Genomic DNA, 17,842 nt, shown 5'->3' with positions numbered 1-17,842 from the left:
CAGGCGGTATCCGCCTTACTTCACCAGCTGTGCCAAATCACCAGCGGCGTACTTCTTGGCCATTTGCTCCAGGCTGTAGCCCTTGATCTTGGCGCCCTGGCCTTCGCAACCGAATTCCAGGTAACGGGCCTTGCACAGCTGCTTGGCCGCTTCACGGGCAGGCTTGAGCCATTCGCGGGCATCGAACTTGTCAGGGTTCTCGGCCAGGAACTTGCGCACCGCGCCGGTCATCGCCAAGCGGATGTCGGTGTCAATATTCACCTTGCGCACGCCGTACTTGATGGCTTCCTGGATTTCCGAGACGGGCACGCCGTAGGTTTCCTTCATCTTGCCGCCGTATTGGTTAATGATGGCCAGCAGCTCTTGGGGCACCGAGGAAGAGCCGTGCATCACCAGGTGGGTGTTGGGAATGCGGGCGTGGATTTCCTTGACGCGGGCGATCGACAGAATGTCGCCCGTAGGGGGGCGGCTGAACTTGTAAGCACCGTGGCTGGTACCGATGGCGATTGCCAAAGCGTCCAGCTGGGTTTCGCGCACAAACACGGCCGCTTCTTCGGGGTCCGTCAGCATCTGGCTGTGGTCCAGCTTGCCCACGGCGCCAATGCCGTCTTCTTCACCGGCGTCACCGGTTTCCAGGTTGCCCAGGCAGCCCAGCTCGCCTTCCACGGTTGCACCCATCTGGTGGGCCATGGCCACCACTTGCTTGGTCACGTCCACGTTGTATTCAAAGGACGAAGGGGTCTTGCCGTCACCCATCAAGGAGCCGTCCATCATCACCGAGCCGAAGCCCAGGTTCAGCGCGCCGCGGCACACCTCAGGGGTGGTGCCGTGATCCTGGTGCATCACCAGTGGGATGTGGGGGTACATCTCGGCAGCAGCCTGGATCAGGTGCTTGATGAAGGGCTCACCAGCGTACTTGCGGGCACCAGCCGATGCCTGCAGGATCACGGGCGCGCCGACTTCGTCAGCCGCCGACATCACGGCCTGAACTTGTTCCAGGTTGTTGACGTTAAAGGCGGGGATGCCATAGCCGTTTTCAGCGGCATGGTCGAGCATTTCGCGCATCGAAATCAAAGGCATGTTCGTGGTCCGGTAAGGGTTAATCTAAAGATTTTGCGCGGCGGTAACCGCGTGGTAACTGCCAATTTTAACCGCCCATCCCCCATCTGGCGATGGCCTCGGACAATCGCCTTGATACAAAAGGTCCATCCCGCACCACGCCACACACGGCAGCATTCCGGGCAAATTGACAGCCTGCGGGGCGGCGGGCTTACTGCACGCGGCAGATCTGCAGCATGTTGGAGCCTCCAGGCTGCCCCATGGGCTCGCCACAGGTGATGGCGTACACATCCCCCGTCTGCACAATGCCACGCATGCGCAAATGGCTTTCTGCCTGGCCCAGGGCGGTGTCGCGCTCCGCGCTGGTGTCCATGAGCAGGGGGCGCACATTGCGGTACAGCGCCATCTTGCGCTGGGTGCTGATATTGGGGGTCAGCGCATAAATCGGCGTATGGATGCGGTGGCGGCTCATCCACAGTGCGGTCGAGCCGCTTTCGGTCATGGCCACAATGGCCTTGGCGCCCAATTTGTGGGCCGTAAACAAGGCTCCCAGCGCAATCGCCTGGTCAATGCGGGTGAATTCACGATCGCCAAACTGTGCGTCCTGACGGCGGTCTTCGGCCGCTTCTGCAGCAGCGCAGATCTTGGCCATCTCGCGCACGGTCTCCAGGGGGTAGCGGCCCGCAGCGGTTTCGGCACTCAGCATGACCGCATCGGTGCCGTCCAGCACGGCATTGGCCACATCGCTCACCTCAGCACGCGTAGGCACGGGGTTGGTGATCATGCTCTCCATCATCTGGGTGGCAGTGATGACCACTTTGTCCATCTCGCGCGCCATGCGGATCATTTTCTTTTGCAGCGCAGGCACGGCGGCGTTGCCGACCTCGACCGCCAGATCCCCGCGCGCCACCATGATGCCGTCCGAGACGCGCAGAATTTCTTCCAGCAAAGGTATGGCTTCGGCGCGCTCAATCTTGGCGATCAGACCGGGGCGATGGCTGCCCGTGCTGGCCACAGTGCACAGCTGGCGCGCCATTTCCATGTCGGTGGCATTTTTGGGAAAGCTCACCGCCACATAGTCGGCACCCAAGGCCATGGCCGTCTTGATGTCTTCCATGTCCTTGGCCGTCAGCGCCGGCGCCGTCAGTCCGCCACCTTGCTTGTTGATGCCCTTGTTGTTGGACAGCTCGCCACCAATCGTCACCGTGGTGTGCACGGCGGCGCCCAGCACGCGCTCCACGGTCAGCACAATCAGACCGTCATTGAGCAGCAGCACATCGCCGGCGCGCACATCGCGAGGCAGCTCCTTGTAGTCCAGGCCCACGCCCTGCAGGTCACCCAGTTCGGTACGGCTGGCATCCAGCACGAAAGACGCCCCTTCCACCAGCATGACCTTGCCTTCGGCAAACTTGCCGACGCGAATCTTGGGGCCTTGCAGGTCGGCCATGATGGCCACTTCGCGGCCTGCCAGGACGGCGGCTTCGCGCACGGCCTGGGCACGGTCGATATGGTCTTGCGCTGTGCCGTGGCTGAAGTTCAGGCGTACCACGTTCACGCCCGTGGCAATCATTTTGGCCAGCAGTGCCACATCGCTCGATGCGGGGCCCAGGGTTGCCACGATCTTGGTGGCACGGCGGATATACAGGTCTTGCAGGCTCATGGGGCTCTCAGTCGGTGTTTCAGGCGCGCATCAGCGCTTCAATGGCATCGGCCTCAACGGGCACATCACGGGTAATCAGCTCACAGCCACTTTCAGTCACCACCGCATCGTCTTCGATGCGAATACCGATGTGGTGGAACTGCTCAGGCACTCCGGGCGCGGGGCGCACATAGATGCCGGGCTCAATCGTGGTCACCATGCCCGGGCGCAGGATGCGGCTGGGGCGGGTGATGGTTTCGCCCGACAGCGCATCTTGGCGTGCACTGCTGGCGTCCACTTCGCTCATCTCCACATAGCTGCCGCAGTCGTGCACGTCCATGCCCAGCCAGTGGCCGGTGCGGTGCATGTAGAACTGGAAGTAAGCACGCTGGGCGATCACGTCCTGGGCGTTGCCGTATTTGGACTTGTCCAGCAGCCCCACATCCAGCATGCCCTGCGCCAGCACGGCCACCGTCGCGTCATGTGGGTCATTGAAACGGTTGCCGGGCTTGGTGGCGGCGATGGCGGCCTTCTGGCTTTCCAGCACCAGCTCATACAGCGCGCGCTGGGGGCCGGTGAAGCTGCCGTTGGCAGGGAAGGTGCGGGTGATGTCGCTGGCATAGCCTTCCAGCTCACAACCGGCATCAATCAGCACCAAGTCGCCATGGCGCACCGGCGCTTTGTCAGCGCGGTAGTGCAGCACGCAGGCGTTGGGGCCTGCGGCAACGATGGAGTCATAGGCCACGCCCTCGGCACCGCCTTGGCGGAATTCGTGCAGCAGCTCCGCATCCAGGTGGTATTCGCGGCAATCTTCACCAGCGCGCAGCATGCGGGCTGAGCGCTGCATGGCACGGATGTGGGCACGGGCGCTGATTTGACCGGCACGGCGCATGATGGCCAACTCATGCGCGTCTTTGACCAGGCGCATATCGTCCAGCAGCGTGCAGACATCGCCTTGGCTGGCGGGGCACAGCGCTCCCGCACGGGTACGGGCGCGCACGCTGCTAAGCCAGCCTTCCACACGGGCAGCCAGGCCTTCGTGTGTGGCAAACGGCCACCAAACGGTGGCCTGGTTTTCCAGCAGACGGGGCACACGGGTGCCGATCTCGGCAATGGACAGGGCTTCACTCACCCTCAGGGTGGCCACTGCGGCATCTGGCCCCAGGCGGTAGCCGTCCCAAATCTCGCGCTCCAAGTCCTTGGGCTGGCAGAACAAAGTGCTGCTGCCATCGGCCTTCAGGACCAGGCAGGCGTTGGGCTCGGTAAACCCGGTGAGGTAGTAAAAATAGCTGTCGTGGCGGTACAGATAGCTGTTGTCGCGGTTGCGGCCACGCTCGGGTGCCGTCGGAATGAGGGCGATGCCGCCATCGCCCAGTTGGGCAGCCAGACGGGCGCGGCGTTGTGCGTAAACAGAAGTCATGCAGCAGATGGTACTGCGCTCTGGTGACGTTCGCGCGTCAGGGCAGGGCTTGTCCGTACTTCTTGCGCACCGCGCTACAAGGCCGAGGCCAGCAGGCTCCCCCCCGCCAGCATCAGCAGTGCGCACACCAGCCACTGCAGGGCCCGCTGCGGCAACGGTGGCGGGTGTTTGGCGAAAAACCAGGTCACCGCCGCCACCACGGGCAGCGCCACGGCGCTGACCAGCACGGACGACCACGCCAGCTCCCCCATGGCCATGACCACGCCCAGACGCAGCACATTACCCATCAAGAACAGCGCCAGCAGACTTTGCCGCACCACCAGCACCGACAGCGGCTGGCGGTACAGGTGGTAGACCAGGGGCGGGCCGGAGGTGGAAAACAGCCCGCCCAGCACCCCCGCCAAGCTCCCAGCCAGCCAAGTGGCGGGCCAGGACGATGGCGTGGCACGCTGCGCTTTTTGCAGCAGCAACACCACGGCGCACACCACAATGGCAGCCCCCAGCACCATGCGTAGCATGCCCAGCGCACTGCCGCTGAGCCAGTGCAGCAGCGCCAGCCCCAGCAGCGTGCCCAGCAAGCTGGTGACAGCCAGCGGCTTGATCACATCCCAGCGCGGCGTAAACGGGTGGCTGCGCAGATAGACCGCGCCATTCACCAGCGACAACAGGCACGCCACATTGGCGGCATCGGCAATGGGCAACAGCTGCAAAGCCCCGGCCACGCCCACAAAAATCAAACCAAACGCAAAGCCTGTGAGGTTCTGGCACATCGATGCCAAGGCCACCACCACAAACAACTGCGCGTATTCCCACCACGCCATGCTTGCTGCGCCGCAGGTGCGCAAAGCCCTGCAGCGATTGAATAAAGTTAAAAAGAAGAGCTGCTAGCGCTTTATATGCATTGCTTTCAAATACAAAAGCACCTGAAAACAAGTATTTACGAGCGCTAGCCGCTATGTTTATGCAGGGCTTTAGGCTGCACCGTTCAACGCAGCCAGCCGCTCGGGCGTGCCCACATCCGTCCAGCGCCCGGTGTAGAGCGTGGCACCGCAGCGCCCCGCATCCATGGCCTGGCGCAGCAGTGCCGCCAAAGGTGCTGCAACACCCTCGGGGTTACCCGCCGCAATGTCACACCACGGTGCGCGCAGCAGTTCCGCCTTGAGCAGCGCGATGGTGCTGTAGGTAAAGCGCGGGCGCAGATCACGCGCCACATCGGCGGGCGGCAGATTCACCGCGCGGCCTGTGCCGCTGCCCGGCGTGCTTTCCACCAGACCAAAGTCGCCCCCGGGGTGGTGCGCTGGGTTGGGCACCATCCAGATGTGGGTCAGATCGTCCGACTGCGCAAATGCCTGCGCGGCGGCGGCATCGAACACAAAGTCCGGTGCAAACACATCGCCAGCAGCCAGCCAGAACGCCGCACCCAGCTGCGGCACTGCGCGCGCAATGCCGCCGGCGGTTTCCAGGGCATGGCCAAAATCTGCCTGCTCATGCGAGTACTGCAAGCGCAGACCTTGCTGGGGCCAAACGGCATCCAGATGCGCGGGAATTTGCGCGCCCAGCCAGGCGGTGTTGACCACCACATCGCGCACACCATCGCGCTGCAGCGCGGCCATGTGCCAGTCCAGCAAGGCGCGACCCTGCACAGCCAGCAAGGGTTTGGGGGTGGTATCGGTCAACGGGCGCATGCGTTCGCCGCGCCCCGCAGCCAGCACCATGGCGGGAAGATTTACATAGGTCATTTCAGGGAATTTCTTAACGCGTTCAGGCACGCGCTGCAACCCACACTGTAGGCGATACAGGGGGCTATGTAATCGCATGGAAACCGGGCTTGGTGCACATCGGTAAAATCCCGCCATCTTTTGAATCAATCCCTCCGGAATCTCCTTCCCATGGCAAACACCCCAATGATGGCCAACGCAATCCGCGCGCTGGCGATGGACGCAGTGCAACAAGCTAACTCCGGCCACCCCGGTGCCCCCATGGGCATGGCCGACATGGCCGTGGCGCTGTGGAGCCGCCACCTGCAGCACAACCCTGCGAACCCTCACTGGGCCAACCGCGACCGCTTCATCTTGTCGAACGGCCACGGCTCCATGCTGATTTACGCGCTGCTGCACCTGAGCGGTTACGACCTGCCCATGGAAGAGCTGAAGAACTTCCGCCAGCTGCACAGCAAGACCGCCGGCCACCCCGAAGTGGGCGTGACCCCCGGTGTGGAAACCACCACCGGCCCTCTGGGTCAGGGCATCACCAATGCCGTGGGCTTTGCGCTGGCTGAAAAGCTGCTGGCCGCTGAGTTCAACCAGCCCAAGCACGCCATCGTCGACCACCACACCTTCGTGTTCATGGGTGACGGCTGCCTGATGGAAGGCATCTCGCACGAAGCCGCTGCACTGGCTGGTGCCTGGAAGCTCAACAAGCTGATCGCCCTGTGGGACGACAACGGCATCTCCATCGACGGCCAAGTGACCCCCTGGTTCGGCGACGACACCCCCGCCCGCTTTGAAGCCTACGGCTGGAACGTGATTCGCGCCGTCGACGGCCACAACGTGGACGCCGTGGACGCTGCCATCGCCAAGGCCAAGAAGAGCAAGATCAAGCCAACGCTGATCTGCTGCAAGACCAGCATCGGCAAGGGATCGCCCAACCGCGCCAACACCTCCAAGGCCCACGGCGAGCCACTCGGTGCCGACGAAATTGCACTGACCCGCGCCGAACTGGGCTGGACCGCTGCACCGTTCGAAATCCCCGCGGAAGTCTACGCAGACTGGAACTGCAAGGATGCCGGCGCCCAGCTGGAAGCCGCCTGGAACAAGAAGTTTGCCGCCTACACCAAGGCATTCCCCGAGCAAGCCGCTGCCTTCACCCGCCGCATGGCCGGTGACCTGCCAGCCAACTTCCTGGAAACCGCTGCAAAGATCGCTTCGGACGCGCACGACACTGCCGCCACCGTGGCCAGCCGCAAGGCCAGCCAGCTGGCCCTGGAAGGCCTGACTGCTGCTTTGCCTGAACTGCTGGGCGGCTCTGCTGACCTGACCGGCTCGAACCTGACCAACACCAAGTCCACCCCTGCTTTCCGTGTGGACGACAAGGGTGCCGTGGTCAAGACCGAAGAAGGCAAGATCGGCCGTCACATCAACTACGGTGTGCGTGAGTTCGGTATGGCCGCCATCATGAACGGTGTGGCGCTGCACGGCGGCTACATCCCCTACGGCGGCACGTTCATGACCTTCTCGGACTACAGCCGCAACGCCATCCGCATGGCTGCGCTGATGAAGCAACGTGTGATCCACGTGTTCACGCACGACTCCATCGGCCTGGGTGAAGACGGCCCCACCCACCAGTCGATCGAACACGCAGCGTCGCTGCGCCTGATCCCTGGTCTGGACGTCTGGCGCCCCGCTGACACCACCGAAACCGCCGTGGCATGGACTGTGGCCCTGAGCCAGAAGAACAAGCCTACCGCCCTGCTGCTGAGCCGCCAGAACCTGGCTTACTCGCCCAAGTCGGAAGATGCGCTGGACAACATCGCCTGCGGCGCTTACGTGCTGAGCGAACCCAAGGACGTGGGTCTGAAGGGCAAGGCCCAGGCCGTGATCATCGCCACCGGCTCTGAAGTGCAACTGGCCCTGGCTGCACAGAAAATGCTGGCCGAGCAGAAGATTGGCGTGCGCGTGGTCTCCATGCCCAGCACCACCACCTTCGACAAGCAAGACGTGGCATACAAGACCTCGGTGCTGCCCGCTGGCACACCCCGCATCGCCGTTGAAATGGGCGTGACCGACTTCTGGTGGAAGTACGGCTGTGCTGCCGTGGTCGGTATCGACACCTACGGCGAATCGGCGCCAGCCCCCGTGCTGTTCAAGCATTTTGGCTTTACCGCTGAGAACGTGACCGCCACCGTGGTGGAAGCCATCCAGCGCAACAAGTAAGCCCACATCACCCGCCACCGCCCTGTAGCGCTGGCGGGTGTTGTTCACTGAGTTCCCCGGTTTTCTTTATCTCCACTATCCATAGCAAGAGGCAACTATGACTATCAAGGTAGGTATCAACGGCTTCGGCCGCATTGGCCGCAACGTGCTGCGTTCCGCCGTGCAAAACTTCTCCGACATCGAAATCGTTGGCATCAACGATCTGCTCGAGCCTGATTACCTGGCCTACATGCTGAAGTACGACAGCGTGCACGGCCGCTTTGACGGTGAAGTGTCCGTCGAAGGCAACACCCTGGTGGTGAACGGCAAGAAGATCCGCCTGACCCAAGAGCGTGACCCTGCTGCCCTGAAGTGGAACGAAGTCGGCGCCGAAGTCGTGATCGAGTCCACAGGCCTGTTCCTGACCGACGAAACCGCCCGCAAGCACATCGCTGCTGGCGCCAAGAAGGTCATCATGTCGGCCCCTTCCAAGGATGCGACCCCCATGTTTGTGTTCGGCGTGAACGACAAGACCTATGCGGGTCAGGACGTGATCTCCAACGCTTCGTGCACCACCAACTGCCTGGCTCCCGTGGCCAAGGTGCTGAACGACAAGTGGGGCATCAAGCGCGGCCTGATGACCACTGTGCACGCTGCTACCGCCACACAAAAGACTGTGGACGGCCCTTCGAACAAAGACTGGCGCGGCGGCCGCGGCATTCTGGAAAACATCATTCCTTCCAGCACTGGCGCTGCCAAGGCCGTGGGCGTGGTGATTCCTGAGCTGAACAAGAAGCTGACCGGCATGTCCTTCCGCGTGCCTACGTCCGACGTGTCCGTGGTTGACCTGACCGTGGAGCTGAACAGCGAAGCTTCGTACGAAGAAATCTGCGCCGAAATGAAGGCCCAGTCCCAAGGCGCGCTGAAGGGCGTGCTGGGTTACACCGAAGACAAGGTGGTGGCCACCGACTTCCGCGGTGAAACCTGCACCTCCGTGTTCGACGCCGAAGCCGGTATCGCCCTGGACAAGACTTTCGTGAAGGTCGTGTCCTGGTACGACAACGAGTGGGGCTACTCCAACAAGTGCCTGGAAATGGTGCGCGTGGTGGCCAAGTAATCTTTACTGATTACAAGCCAAATACGACTCTAGCGCTTACCCTGTAAGCGCTAGCAGCTATAAAAAAAGCCAAGTCACAACGACTTGGCTTTTTTGTTGCCGCAAGGCACGCAAAGCGCTCAGGCCAGAATCTGGATCGAGCCTTCGTCCACGTAAAACAGGAATTCCTCGCGCGCGACGGTCACGGTCACGGGCTGTCCTTCACTCACCCAGGAGACCACCATGCTGGCCAGCGCCACATCCACCTGCACCTCCAGACCGACAGGGATATCTGCCGTGGGACCATCGCCCACGCGGTGCTGCACCTTGCCCACTATGCGCGCCTTGAAGTGCTCGGGCAACTTGGTGCTGGTAGCGGGGGTATGTTGTGTCGTCATGCAGTCCTCCTTGTTGTTGCGACATGGCTTGAACGCCATGATCAACGCAAGAATGTAACCAAGGCGGGACACCGTTGTCTGTCAGCCAAGTCACTCAGGTCACCCAAGATGCATCGAGATGTATCCACCTGACCTTGCGAAGCCGCATGCCCATAAAAAAAGCCATGTCCGTCAGGCCATGGCTGGTGTGTGACCTGCGGCCCAGCGGTTTAGCCGGCCGTGCCCGTGGCGGCATCATCCACACCGCGCACGCTTTCGCGGCCATTTTTATCGCGCAATTTGTCCAGATCCGCCTCTACCGCGCGACGCAGTTTTTCGAGTGCAGCGCTGAAGGCATCGCGCACCTTTTCCGCCTCAGCGTTCACGGCAATGGGGGGCCGGCCATTGGCACGGGTTTCCAGCACACACTTTTTGCCAGGCCCGCCCGTCGCCTTGAGCGCGTCGACCCCGGTCAAAAAGACTTCCACCCGCACCACATACTCTTTGAGGCGAGCCAACTTGGTGTTGATCTCTTCATGGGCCCATGTTTCCAGCGAATCACCACCCTGGATGGTTGCGTCAGTATGGACTTGAACTTGCATCAGCGTACTCCTTGTTGCCTAAGGTGCTCCGCAGCGCCGCCAAACGCCTCCACCCTTGCGGCGGGGGCTGGCCTCTTGTGCCCTGCGTCGATTCCATGATGCCCCAGCGGGCCACAAAAAACAGCCAGACAACCCTTACACAGCGCAGGCTATTGATGCATATCAAGCCTCGCCCTGGCACGCCCCCAGGCGACCAGCAGAGGGGTAAAGCCGGAGGGCCAAGGGGTGTAGCAGACACATGCGAAGACCATCGGCTCCTCAGCGCCAGCAAGGCTGGGTAACTGCGCACTACACACCCGCTTTGCCGGCGCACAGAAAGACCAGCCCGCCGCTGTCCTACGTGACACCGGCGGCAACTACCGTTACAAAGAGAGGCCCTTGCGCCCTCTCTTTGCTGCCTATGTCGCCATCACTACCCGTCAAGCACCGCCTCAAGATCGGCCTCTCGGCCTGCTTCTCGCACGCCGACCCCGGGCGTCCGCTATTCACGGGCAAGACCCTGCAGTACGTGGAGCAATCCATTGCGCACTGGATCATGTCCAGCGGCGCCATGGTGGTGATGGTGCCCTGCCCCATGGGTGAGACCGCCAAAGGCGATGTGACGCTGGCGCATTACGCCGAATGGCTGGACGGCGTGGTGATGCACGGCGGCGCGGACGTGTGGCCCGGCAGCTATGGCGAGGAGCCACTGCGCCCCGAGTGGCTGGGTGACCGTGTCCGCGATCTGTACGACCTGGCGGTGGTGGAAGCCTTCAGCCAGGCAGGCAAGCCCATTTTTGGTGTGTGCCGGGGGCTGCAACTGATCAACGTGGCCTTTGGCGGCACGCTCTACCAAGACCTGCTGACCCAGGTGCCCGGCGCCCAGATGCACCGCAACGCCCTCACCTACGACAAGCACCAGCACGACATCCACATTGTCAAAGGCTCGCGCCTGGCGCAGCTGTACCCCAACACCTATATGGCACGGGTCAACAGCATCCACCACCAGGGCATCAAGGGCGTGGCGCCGGAATTTGCGGTGGAGGCCTGGAGCGTGCCCGACCACATTCCCGAGGCCATTTACCGCCATGCACCGGGAAAAAGCTACATCGCTGCCACGCAGTGGCACCCCGAATTCAGCAACCCGGACAGCCCCATCATTGACAGCAGCGTGCTGCTGCACGACTTTCTGTCCGCCTGCGAGCGCGCCAAGCTGCGCCCGGCAGACAGCCACAGCCCCTTCCAGATCCGCGACCGCGCCGCGCGCGTGCTGCGCCGCGCCTTGCTGCGCAGGCAGTAGCAAGGGCCGGTCTGGATTAATGCGCCTCGGGTTTTCGTACTTGCCGTGGGATCGCCTTGCGCGCACGGCGCTTGCGCTCCCAGATCACAATGCCTGTCACTGACAGCATGACCACCATCACGCCCATCAGCGACATCAGAATGCGCCCGGTCATGCCCAGAATACGGCCCGAATGCAGCGGCAGTTGAAGCTGCACAAACACATCGGCCGCCGTGCCATGCCATGGTCGGTGAGTGCCCAGCACGGCACCATCTTCGGCGCTCACATAGATATTGGACAGACCCATGCCCATGGCCCCCATCTCATCTTTGGGGTCAAAAAACGAGATGTTGTAGAACGGGAAATCCCCCCCGTACCAAATACCGCCGGGCGGGTGTTCAAAGCTCAGCCGTTGGCCTTCAGTGCGAGCAATATCGATCGCTTGTGCAAACGAGATTTTGGGCACGATGAAACTGCCCCAAGGGGCGGGCTCGATGGTTTCATAGGGGCCGGGCGTGGTAGTCGATATCTGCGACATCACCGGGTAGAAAACCTCCCGGTACAGATTCAGCGAGAACGAGGTAAACGACACCACGATGATGATGACCCACACCCATAACCCGCCCGCACGGTGCAGGTCAAAGTTCAGCTTGTAGCCGCCTGCGCGCCAGCGCAGCAGCCAAGAAGGTTTCCAGCGCTGCCACCAAGATCGCAAGGGCACCGCCACCCGCTGCGTGCCTCTACGGGACGCCACACGGCGCGGCAGCGTCAGGTACAGCGCCACAAAGCTGTCGATGAGCCACATCAACGCTACGCCGCCCATCAACCAAAAGCCCCAGCGGTCCGAACCCCAGAACGCGGGCATGTGCAGGCTTTCGTGCAGATGGCGCAACCAGGGCATCAGGTTGCGCGTGCTCAGTGCAAGGCTTTGGGAGTCCCGGCGGCCCGTGATCTGCGCCGTGACCGGGTCGACAAACACATTGTTGTAGTCCAGCGCAAACGGCTGACCCGTGGCCGGATTCTGGCGCGGGCGCACCAAAAAAGAGGCAGCGTGCCCCTCTTCCAAACCCAGCGTGATATAGGACACCTCGGTACGCGGGTCGGCCGCCGCCACGACCGCAGCCAGCGCTACGGGGTCTTGCAACTGCCCGCGCCCTGGGGTTTCCATGATGTCGGCATTCAGCCATTCATCGATCTCGTGGTCCCACGAAATCACGGCCCCCGTGGCCCCGGCCACGATCAGGAACAGGGCCACTGTCAGCCCCACCCAGCGGTGCACCTCCGTCCAAAAATCACGCATGCAACGCTACTTTCAGAAGTCCATGCTGGCGCTCAGTGTGAAGGTGCGCGGCGCGCCCAGCACGAGGTAGCCATTGCCTGGATAACCGCCCACCGAACTCCAGTAGTTGCGGTCTGCCACGTTGTCCACGCGGGCGCGCAGCGTCAGCAGCTTGCCTTGCACTTCGGTCAGGTAGCGCACGCCCAAGTCCAGGCGCGTCCAGCCCGCCACGCGCAGCGTATTGGCGCCGTCGGCGTAGCTGGAACCCGTCATAACTGCACGTGCGTCCAAAGTCAGGCCATGCGCCTGCGGTACATCCCATTCCATGCCCAGATTCGCTTGCTGTTTCGGTACGCCAATCACACGCTTGCCGTCGGTGGCCGCACTGCCGGTGTTTTTCTGCTTGGCATCCAGCAGCGTCAATCCGCCCAGCAGGCGCAGTCCCTTGGTTAGCTCGCCATAGGCCGACAACTCCAGACCCTGATGGCGGTCTTCACCATTCGCGGTCACATAGTTGTTGACCACCAGCTTGCCGGGCTTGTCGGTGGAGAAGAAAGCCAATGCGCCACCGATGCGACCACCGTCGTACTTCACGCCGACTTCTTTTTGCTTGGAGACATAGGGGGGTAATGAAGAGCCGGCATTGGCAAAGGTGCCGACAATGTTCTCGCCCCGCGAAAGGCCTTCGATGTAATTGGCATACAAAGACACACTAGGGCGCAGCTTGAAGAGCACGCCTGCCACCGGGCTGGTACGACTTTCTTCATACGGCGTTCCACTCTTCACATCGCTGTAGGCATAGTCGGTGTTCGACAGCTGTTGGTGGCGCAAGCCCAGCGTCAGCTGCAATTGCTCGTCCAGCATGGACAGCGTGTCGCCCAGCGCCAAGCTGGTCATACGCACGGTGTTGAATTTACCGGGTTGAGACAAATCACCTCCAACCCAGGCCATACCGCTCAAAGCCGGCAAACCGTGGGAGGTGGGGTTGTAGATATTGGTAGGCAGCGGGTTCAAAAAATCCATCGCCACGGCGTTTTTCTCTTGCTTTCCGTAGTACGAGAGCGCAGCGACCACGTTGTGGCCTACCCTGCCTGTGATGAACTTGCTGCGCAGTCCCAGTTCTGCTGTCTTGGTGGTCTCCTGGCGGCGATTGTCAAAGCGATAGGTGCTGGCATCGCCGGTGCTGCTATCGCTGACCGTCACACCGGCCAAGAGGTTGTCCTCGTGACCTTGGCGCGCACCAGCGGCCAGCCAGCCCGTGACGTTGTCGCTGAAATCGTATTCCCCGCGCACCGTGCTGTAGATGTCGCGCTCATAGGAATGCGTCCAGGGCTGGGCATAGTTGGTCGTGTTTTCGGGTGCCGTAGGCACCGCGCTGACACCTCCCAACGTGACACTGGGGCGCGTGCCATTGAGTTTGTAGTTCTGATAGCCCACATCAGCCGACAGGCGGGCACGGCTGCTGCGCCAATCCAGGCCCAGCAATGCCACATTCAGGCCCACGCGCTCGCCATCGATGGCCGTGTCGCCCTTGCGGTGCGCCATATTGATGCGGATGCCAGCGCTCTCGTCGGGGCCAAAACGACGCGCAATATCGGCCGCCACATAGGGCTGACCACCACTGGCGGCGCCCACAGTCACGCGGTTCAGTGGCTCATTCGGGGCGCGCTTGGGCAACAGGTTGATGTTGCCGCCAATACCGCCGCCCGAAGGGGTTGCACCGCTGAGGAACGCATTCGCACCGCGCAGTACCTCCACGCGCTCAAACAGCTCGGCCGACGTGTATTGGCGAGGCATCAGCCCATACAGTCCGTTGTAGGCAATGTCATCCGAGCTGAGCAAAAAGCCGCGCATGAAGTACGACTCTTGAAAGTTACCAAAGCCACGCGCGACACGCACGGCCGGATCGTTTTGCAGCACATCGGCCACGCTGCGCGCCTGCTGGTTCTGAATCAGCTCGTTGGTGTAGCTGGTAATAGCGAACGGCGTTTCCATGTTGTCGCGTGTACCCAGAATCCCAGCCCGGCCACCACGCGCCACTTGCCCACCGGCATAGGGTTTGGACAAGCCTTCCGCCGAAGCATCCGCACTGGCCTCGACAGTGACAGTGGCCATTTCAGGGGCTTCGGTCTGTGCCCAGGTCGCTGTGCCCATCGCACAGAGCGAGAGCGCGGCCGCCAAGGGGCGCAGAGGGTATGCAGTCGGATTCATGATGTTGCGAATGTTGTTGGGAATCGTTTTCATTTATTTTATGAAAACTCTGGGCGAACCCCGCCAGGGTTGCCACGCCATCCATCGCACAACCGCCAAAAGGATCAGTAATTCATAGCAACGTATTGAATGCGTGCACTGACTTACAGGATTAAAACTCCCTCTCCGAGCGGAGCCACGCAGCGGACCTGCGCCCATTGGCTGTGTCGACCAAACAACAGTCCAAAGGATAGGGAGATGCCTTCGGGCACTCTGTTATCCATAGCTAACAGCGCTTTTCAGATCAGAATAAATAGAACTTATCGCTTTGAAATATAGATTTCACAAGCGCTTGCAGCTATCTTTTTACTCATATAGACACAAAAAAACCGCCCGAAGGCGGTGGTGTGAGTGCACCGGCCAGGCCGCAGCCTGCCCCAGGTGATCAATGGTGGTGACCGTGGCCGCCATGCACGTGGCGGTGGGCGATTTCTTCTTCCGAAGCAGCACGCACTTCCGTCACCTTGCAGCTAAAGCGCAGTGCCTTGCCAGCCAGGGGGTGGTTGCCGTCCAGCTGCACCACGGGGCCTTTGATCTTCACCACGTTGTAGATCTGGGGCAGGCCCTGGTCGTTGGTGCCGCGCAGCTGGCCACCGACCTTCACGCCAGCCGGGAACTCGCCCTTGGGGATGGTGCGCTGCAGGCTGGGGTCATGGGGGCCAAACGCCTCGTCCATGCTCAGGTCCACCGTCAGCGTCTCACCCACTGCCAGGCCGTCCAGCGCGGCTTCTACCTTGGTGAAGATGTTGTCGTAGCCGCCATGCAGATAGGCCACATCGCCCTTGTCCAGCAGGCTGCCGGCAATACCGCCGTTCAGGACTTCGTGGATCTTGTAGTTCAGCGTAACGGCAGTGTCTTTGGTGATGTTCATGGATGTCTACACAAAAAAATGGCGGCCAGGCCGCCATGGGGTCGATGCGCTGCATTGTCCACCATCCTCTGCGGTTGCTGCAAAGGATGGTTAAGGCCTGCGTGCCCTGTCTTAGGCGCTGGGCACCTCATCCTCGGTCTGACCGGGATGGCGAGCAAAGCGCCGGGGTTCGCTGCCATGCACCGGGGCATTGCAGTCCCAGGGCCAGCCACCGAACTGGGTTCGGCGGAAGTCCGTCATGGCCTGCATGATTTCCTCTTGCGTATTCATCACAAAAGGACCGTACTGCGCCACTTGCTCACGGATGGGTGTGCCTTGCAGCAAAACCAATTCGGCCGTGGTATCGCCCGTGTTGACCAGCTCCAGCGCACGGCCCGCTTCTACTTGCAGGGCAGCGTGTTCGCTCAGGGCCTGGCCTTCCACCTCCAGACGACGGCCCACAAACCAGTACAGCATGCGGCGAGTGTCCGCGCCCACGGCTGCAGGCAGGGTCCAGCGCGCACCTGGCTCCAGGCTGATGGTCCAGATGGCCAGATCAGCACCCTCTTGCGAGGCCCAGGACTCCGGTGGGGGCGACAGGGGTGCATCAGCGCCAGCCAATGCACCGGCAATCACGGTCACCGTGGTCTTTTTGCCCGCTGCATCGCTGTGGTGCAGGCGCGGAATGCGCTCGTTCCACAGCATGGTGAAGTGGGGCTTGACCATCTTGTGGCTGGCAGGCAGGTTGAGCCAGATCTGGAACAGCTCCAGTGGATTGGGCTGGTCGGTGTTGAGCAGCGGAAACATCTCGCTGTGCATGATGCCTTCGCCCGCCGTCACCCACTGCACGTCACCGCCGCCAAAGCGCGCGGCAGCACCCAACGAGTCCGCATGGTCGATCAGGCCCTTGCGCACCAGGGTCACGGTTTCAAAGCCGCGATGGGGGTGGCCGGGGAAACCGGGCACGTGGTCACCGTGGTACATGTTGAAGCCGTCTTTGCCACTGAAGTCACTGCCCATGGTGCGATCTTCCAGCTCTACCGCCTGCACGCCCAGGCTGCCGTCTCCGGCAGGGTACGCGTCGTTGTGGTGGGCACAGAACAGGAACGGGTCAATACAGGGCCAGCGTGCGCCCAAAGGCAAGGATTGGATGATGGGGGATGCAGACATGTGCCTCTCCTAGAGGTGACGCGGTGACGTGGCACCGCATGCGCTCTGAAATGCGACCGCGCCCACCCCCTGTGGGTGAACGGCAAGCCGCGTTGCGATGCCTTAAAGATAAGGGCTGGGCGCTACCCTACCAAGCCCCTGCGCACGCAACAGTTCGTTCCAAGAGTAGAACGATGTAGGAATTATCAGGAATTTGGCGCTGGCGGCATACCCAATCCGCGCTGTACCGCAGGCCGCTGCAACCACGCGGCCAGCACACGCTGCACGTTCTGAAACTCTTCCAGGCCCAGCAGCGCACCGGCCTCGTAGTTGACATGCAGGCAGCGCACCCAGGGCAGCACGGCGATATCGGCAATCGTGTAATCGCTGCCCATGATCCATTCCCGCCCCTGCAGCCGCTGGTCCAGCACGCCCAGCAGCCGTTTGGACTCGTTCACATAGCGCTGCAGCGGGCGCTTGTCTTCAAAATCCTTGCCGCCATAGCGGTGGAAAAACCCCACCTGCCCAAACATCGGTCCGGCACCGCCCATTTGCCACATCAGCCATTGCAGGGTTTCATAGCGCTGCAAGGCATCCAGAGGCAGCAGCTGGCCTGTTTTCTCTGCCAGATAGATGAGGATGGCGCCAGATTCAAACAACGCCAGCGGGTGGCCGCTGGGGCCATGCGGATCCAGAATGGCCGGAATCTTGTTGTTCGGATTGAGCGCCAGAAACTCGGGCGAGAACTGCTCATTGGCATGAATGTCCACCCGGTGGGCTTCATACGGCAGCCCCACCTCTTCCAGCATCACCGACACCTTGATGCCATTGGGTGTGGGCAAAGAGTACAGCTGCAGCCAGTCCGGAAACTGGGCGGGCCATTTGCGGGTGATCGGGTGGTCGGGGAATTGCTGCATGGTGGTTCACTCCTGCCCATGCCGCAGCGCAGGCG

At 61.8% G+C, this 17,842-nt stretch carries 15 protein-coding genes; 3 read left to right on the top strand and 12 right to left on the bottom strand.

Going from position 1 to position 17,842, the window contains the following annotated elements; translation table 11 throughout:
- Positions 1–15: 15 nt before the first annotated feature.
- The 5 genes from fba to AC27VO_RS06835 all read right to left on the bottom strand — a co-directional run bounded on the left by fba (position 16) and on the right by AC27VO_RS06835 (position 5,857).
- Positions 16–1,080: a class II fructose-bisphosphate aldolase gene (fba, locus tag AC27VO_RS06855; RefSeq protein WP_488665961.1), complete on the bottom strand. Its 1,065-nt coding sequence runs from the start codon at positions 1,078–1,080 to the stop codon at positions 16–18.
- A gap of 190 nt (positions 1,081–1,270) precedes the next feature.
- Entirely contained in the window at positions 1,271–2,704 is a 1,434-nt protein-coding gene (gene pyk, locus AC27VO_RS06850; RefSeq protein WP_488665999.1) for a pyruvate kinase, read from the bottom strand.
- A 34-nt stretch (positions 2,705–2,738) separates the two neighbouring features.
- Positions 2,739–4,118 (bottom strand): aminopeptidase P N-terminal domain-containing protein, encoded by a 1,380-nt coding sequence (locus AC27VO_RS06845; RefSeq protein WP_488665960.1) that lies wholly within the window; start codon positions 4,116–4,118, stop codon positions 2,739–2,741.
- 74 nt (positions 4,119–4,192) lie between these two features.
- Complete coding sequence (locus AC27VO_RS06840; RefSeq protein ID WP_488665959.1) at positions 4,193–4,939, bottom strand: TSUP family transporter; 747 nt, start codon at positions 4,937–4,939, stop codon at positions 4,193–4,195.
- A 150-nt stretch (positions 4,940–5,089) separates the two neighbouring features.
- Complete coding sequence (locus AC27VO_RS06835) at positions 5,090–5,857, bottom strand: nucleotidyltransferase family protein (protein WP_488665958.1); 768 nt, start codon at positions 5,855–5,857, stop codon at positions 5,090–5,092.
- Positions 5,858–6,007: 150 nt separating this feature from the next.
- On the opposite strand from AC27VO_RS06835, the gene tkt reads away from it, so the two are divergent.
- Both tkt and gap read left to right on the top strand, forming a co-directional pair.
- Positions 6,008–8,050, top strand: coding sequence for a transketolase (tkt, locus tag AC27VO_RS06830; RefSeq protein WP_488665957.1), 2,043 nt, complete (start codon positions 6,008–6,010; stop codon positions 8,048–8,050).
- 97 nt (positions 8,051–8,147) lie between these two features.
- Positions 8,148–9,146, top strand: a complete 999-nt coding sequence (gene gap, locus AC27VO_RS06825) for a type I glyceraldehyde-3-phosphate dehydrogenase (protein WP_488665956.1) — start codon at positions 8,148–8,150, stop codon at positions 9,144–9,146.
- Positions 9,147–9,265: 119 nt separating this feature from the next.
- Here gap and AC27VO_RS06820 read toward each other — a convergent pair whose 3' ends face one another.
- Positions 9,266–9,523 (bottom strand): hypothetical protein, encoded by a 258-nt coding sequence (locus AC27VO_RS06820; RefSeq protein WP_488665955.1) that lies wholly within the window; start codon positions 9,521–9,523, stop codon positions 9,266–9,268.
- 209 nt (positions 9,524–9,732) lie between these two features.
- Entirely contained in the window at positions 9,733–10,104 is a 372-nt protein-coding gene (locus tag AC27VO_RS06815) for an HPF/RaiA family ribosome-associated protein (RefSeq protein WP_488665954.1), read from the bottom strand.
- A gap of 400 nt (positions 10,105–10,504) precedes the next feature.
- On the opposite strand from AC27VO_RS06815, the gene AC27VO_RS06810 reads away from it, so the two are divergent.
- Positions 10,505–11,383 carry a gamma-glutamyl-gamma-aminobutyrate hydrolase family protein gene (locus tag AC27VO_RS06810; RefSeq protein ID WP_488665953.1) on the top strand — a complete coding sequence of 293 codons (879 nt, stop codon included), beginning with the start codon at positions 10,505–10,507 and terminating at the stop codon, positions 11,381–11,383.
- A gap of 16 nt (positions 11,384–11,399) precedes the next feature.
- Here AC27VO_RS06810 and AC27VO_RS06805 read toward each other — a convergent pair whose 3' ends face one another.
- The 5 genes from AC27VO_RS06805 to AC27VO_RS06785 all read right to left on the bottom strand — a co-directional run bounded on the left by AC27VO_RS06805 (position 11,400) and on the right by AC27VO_RS06785 (position 17,807).
- Complete coding sequence (locus tag AC27VO_RS06805) at positions 11,400–12,662, bottom strand: PepSY-associated TM helix domain-containing protein (protein ID WP_488665952.1); 1,263 nt, start codon at positions 12,660–12,662, stop codon at positions 11,400–11,402.
- Between the two features lie 12 nt (positions 12,663–12,674).
- Entirely contained in the window at positions 12,675–14,852 is a 2,178-nt protein-coding gene (locus AC27VO_RS06800; protein WP_488665998.1) for a TonB-dependent receptor, read from the bottom strand.
- Between the two features lie 424 nt (positions 14,853–15,276).
- Positions 15,277–15,762 carry an FKBP-type peptidyl-prolyl cis-trans isomerase gene (locus tag AC27VO_RS06795; RefSeq protein ID WP_488665951.1) on the bottom strand — a complete coding sequence of 162 codons (486 nt, stop codon included), beginning with the start codon at positions 15,760–15,762 and terminating at the stop codon, positions 15,277–15,279.
- Between the two features lie 111 nt (positions 15,763–15,873).
- Positions 15,874–16,911 (bottom strand): pirin family protein, encoded by a 1,038-nt coding sequence (locus tag AC27VO_RS06790; RefSeq protein WP_488665950.1) that lies wholly within the window; start codon positions 16,909–16,911, stop codon positions 15,874–15,876.
- Positions 16,912–17,096: 185 nt separating this feature from the next.
- On the bottom strand, positions 17,097–17,807 hold the full coding sequence (locus tag AC27VO_RS06785) for a glutathione S-transferase N-terminal domain-containing protein (RefSeq protein ID WP_488665949.1): 711 nt from the start codon (positions 17,805–17,807) through the stop codon (positions 17,097–17,099).
- Positions 17,808–17,842: the final 35 nt, after the last annotated feature.

This window comes from Comamonas sp. 14P8.1.4, from assembly GCF_057799285.1.
Note: the sequence above shows the minus strand (reverse complement) of the source record. Positions and strands in the feature narration are given on the sequence as shown.

Excerpts from the sequence above, each read along its gene's own strand:
- fba (WP_488665961.1), bottom strand. The coding sequence starts at position 1,080 with ATGCCTTTGATTTCGATGCGCGAAATGCTCGACCATGCCGCTGAAAAC.
- AC27VO_RS06845 (WP_488665960.1), bottom strand. The coding sequence starts at position 4,118 with ATGACTTCTGTTTACGCACAACGCCGCGCCCGTCTGGCTGCCCAACTG.
- AC27VO_RS06840 (WP_488665959.1), bottom strand. The coding sequence starts at position 4,939 with ATGGCGTGGTGGGAATACGCGCAGTTGTTTGTGGTGGTGGCCTTGGCA.
- AC27VO_RS06835 (WP_488665958.1), bottom strand. The coding sequence starts at position 5,857 with ATGACCTATGTAAATCTTCCCGCCATGGTGCTGGCTGCGGGGCGCGGC.
- tkt (WP_488665957.1), top strand. The coding sequence starts at position 6,008 with ATGGCAAACACCCCAATGATGGCCAACGCAATCCGCGCGCTGGCGATG.
- gap (WP_488665956.1), top strand. The coding sequence starts at position 8,148 with ATGACTATCAAGGTAGGTATCAACGGCTTCGGCCGCATTGGCCGCAAC.
- AC27VO_RS06820 (WP_488665955.1), bottom strand. The coding sequence starts at position 9,523 with ATGACGACACAACATACCCCCGCTACCAGCACCAAGTTGCCCGAGCAC.
- AC27VO_RS06815 (WP_488665954.1), bottom strand. The coding sequence starts at position 10,104 with ATGCAAGTTCAAGTCCATACTGACGCAACCATCCAGGGTGGTGATTCG.
- AC27VO_RS06810 (WP_488665953.1), top strand. The coding sequence starts at position 10,505 with ATGTCGCCATCACTACCCGTCAAGCACCGCCTCAAGATCGGCCTCTCG.
- AC27VO_RS06805 (WP_488665952.1), bottom strand. The coding sequence starts at position 12,662 with ATGCGTGATTTTTGGACGGAGGTGCACCGCTGGGTGGGGCTGACAGTG.
- AC27VO_RS06800 (WP_488665998.1), bottom strand. The coding sequence starts at position 14,852 with ATGAATCCGACTGCATACCCTCTGCGCCCCTTGGCGGCCGCGCTCTCG.
- AC27VO_RS06795 (WP_488665951.1), bottom strand. The coding sequence starts at position 15,762 with ATGAACATCACCAAAGACACTGCCGTTACGCTGAACTACAAGATCCAC.
- AC27VO_RS06790 (WP_488665950.1), bottom strand. The coding sequence starts at position 16,911 with ATGTCTGCATCCCCCATCATCCAATCCTTGCCTTTGGGCGCACGCTGG.
- AC27VO_RS06785 (WP_488665949.1), bottom strand. The coding sequence starts at position 17,807 with ATGCAGCAATTCCCCGACCACCCGATCACCCGCAAATGGCCCGCCCAG.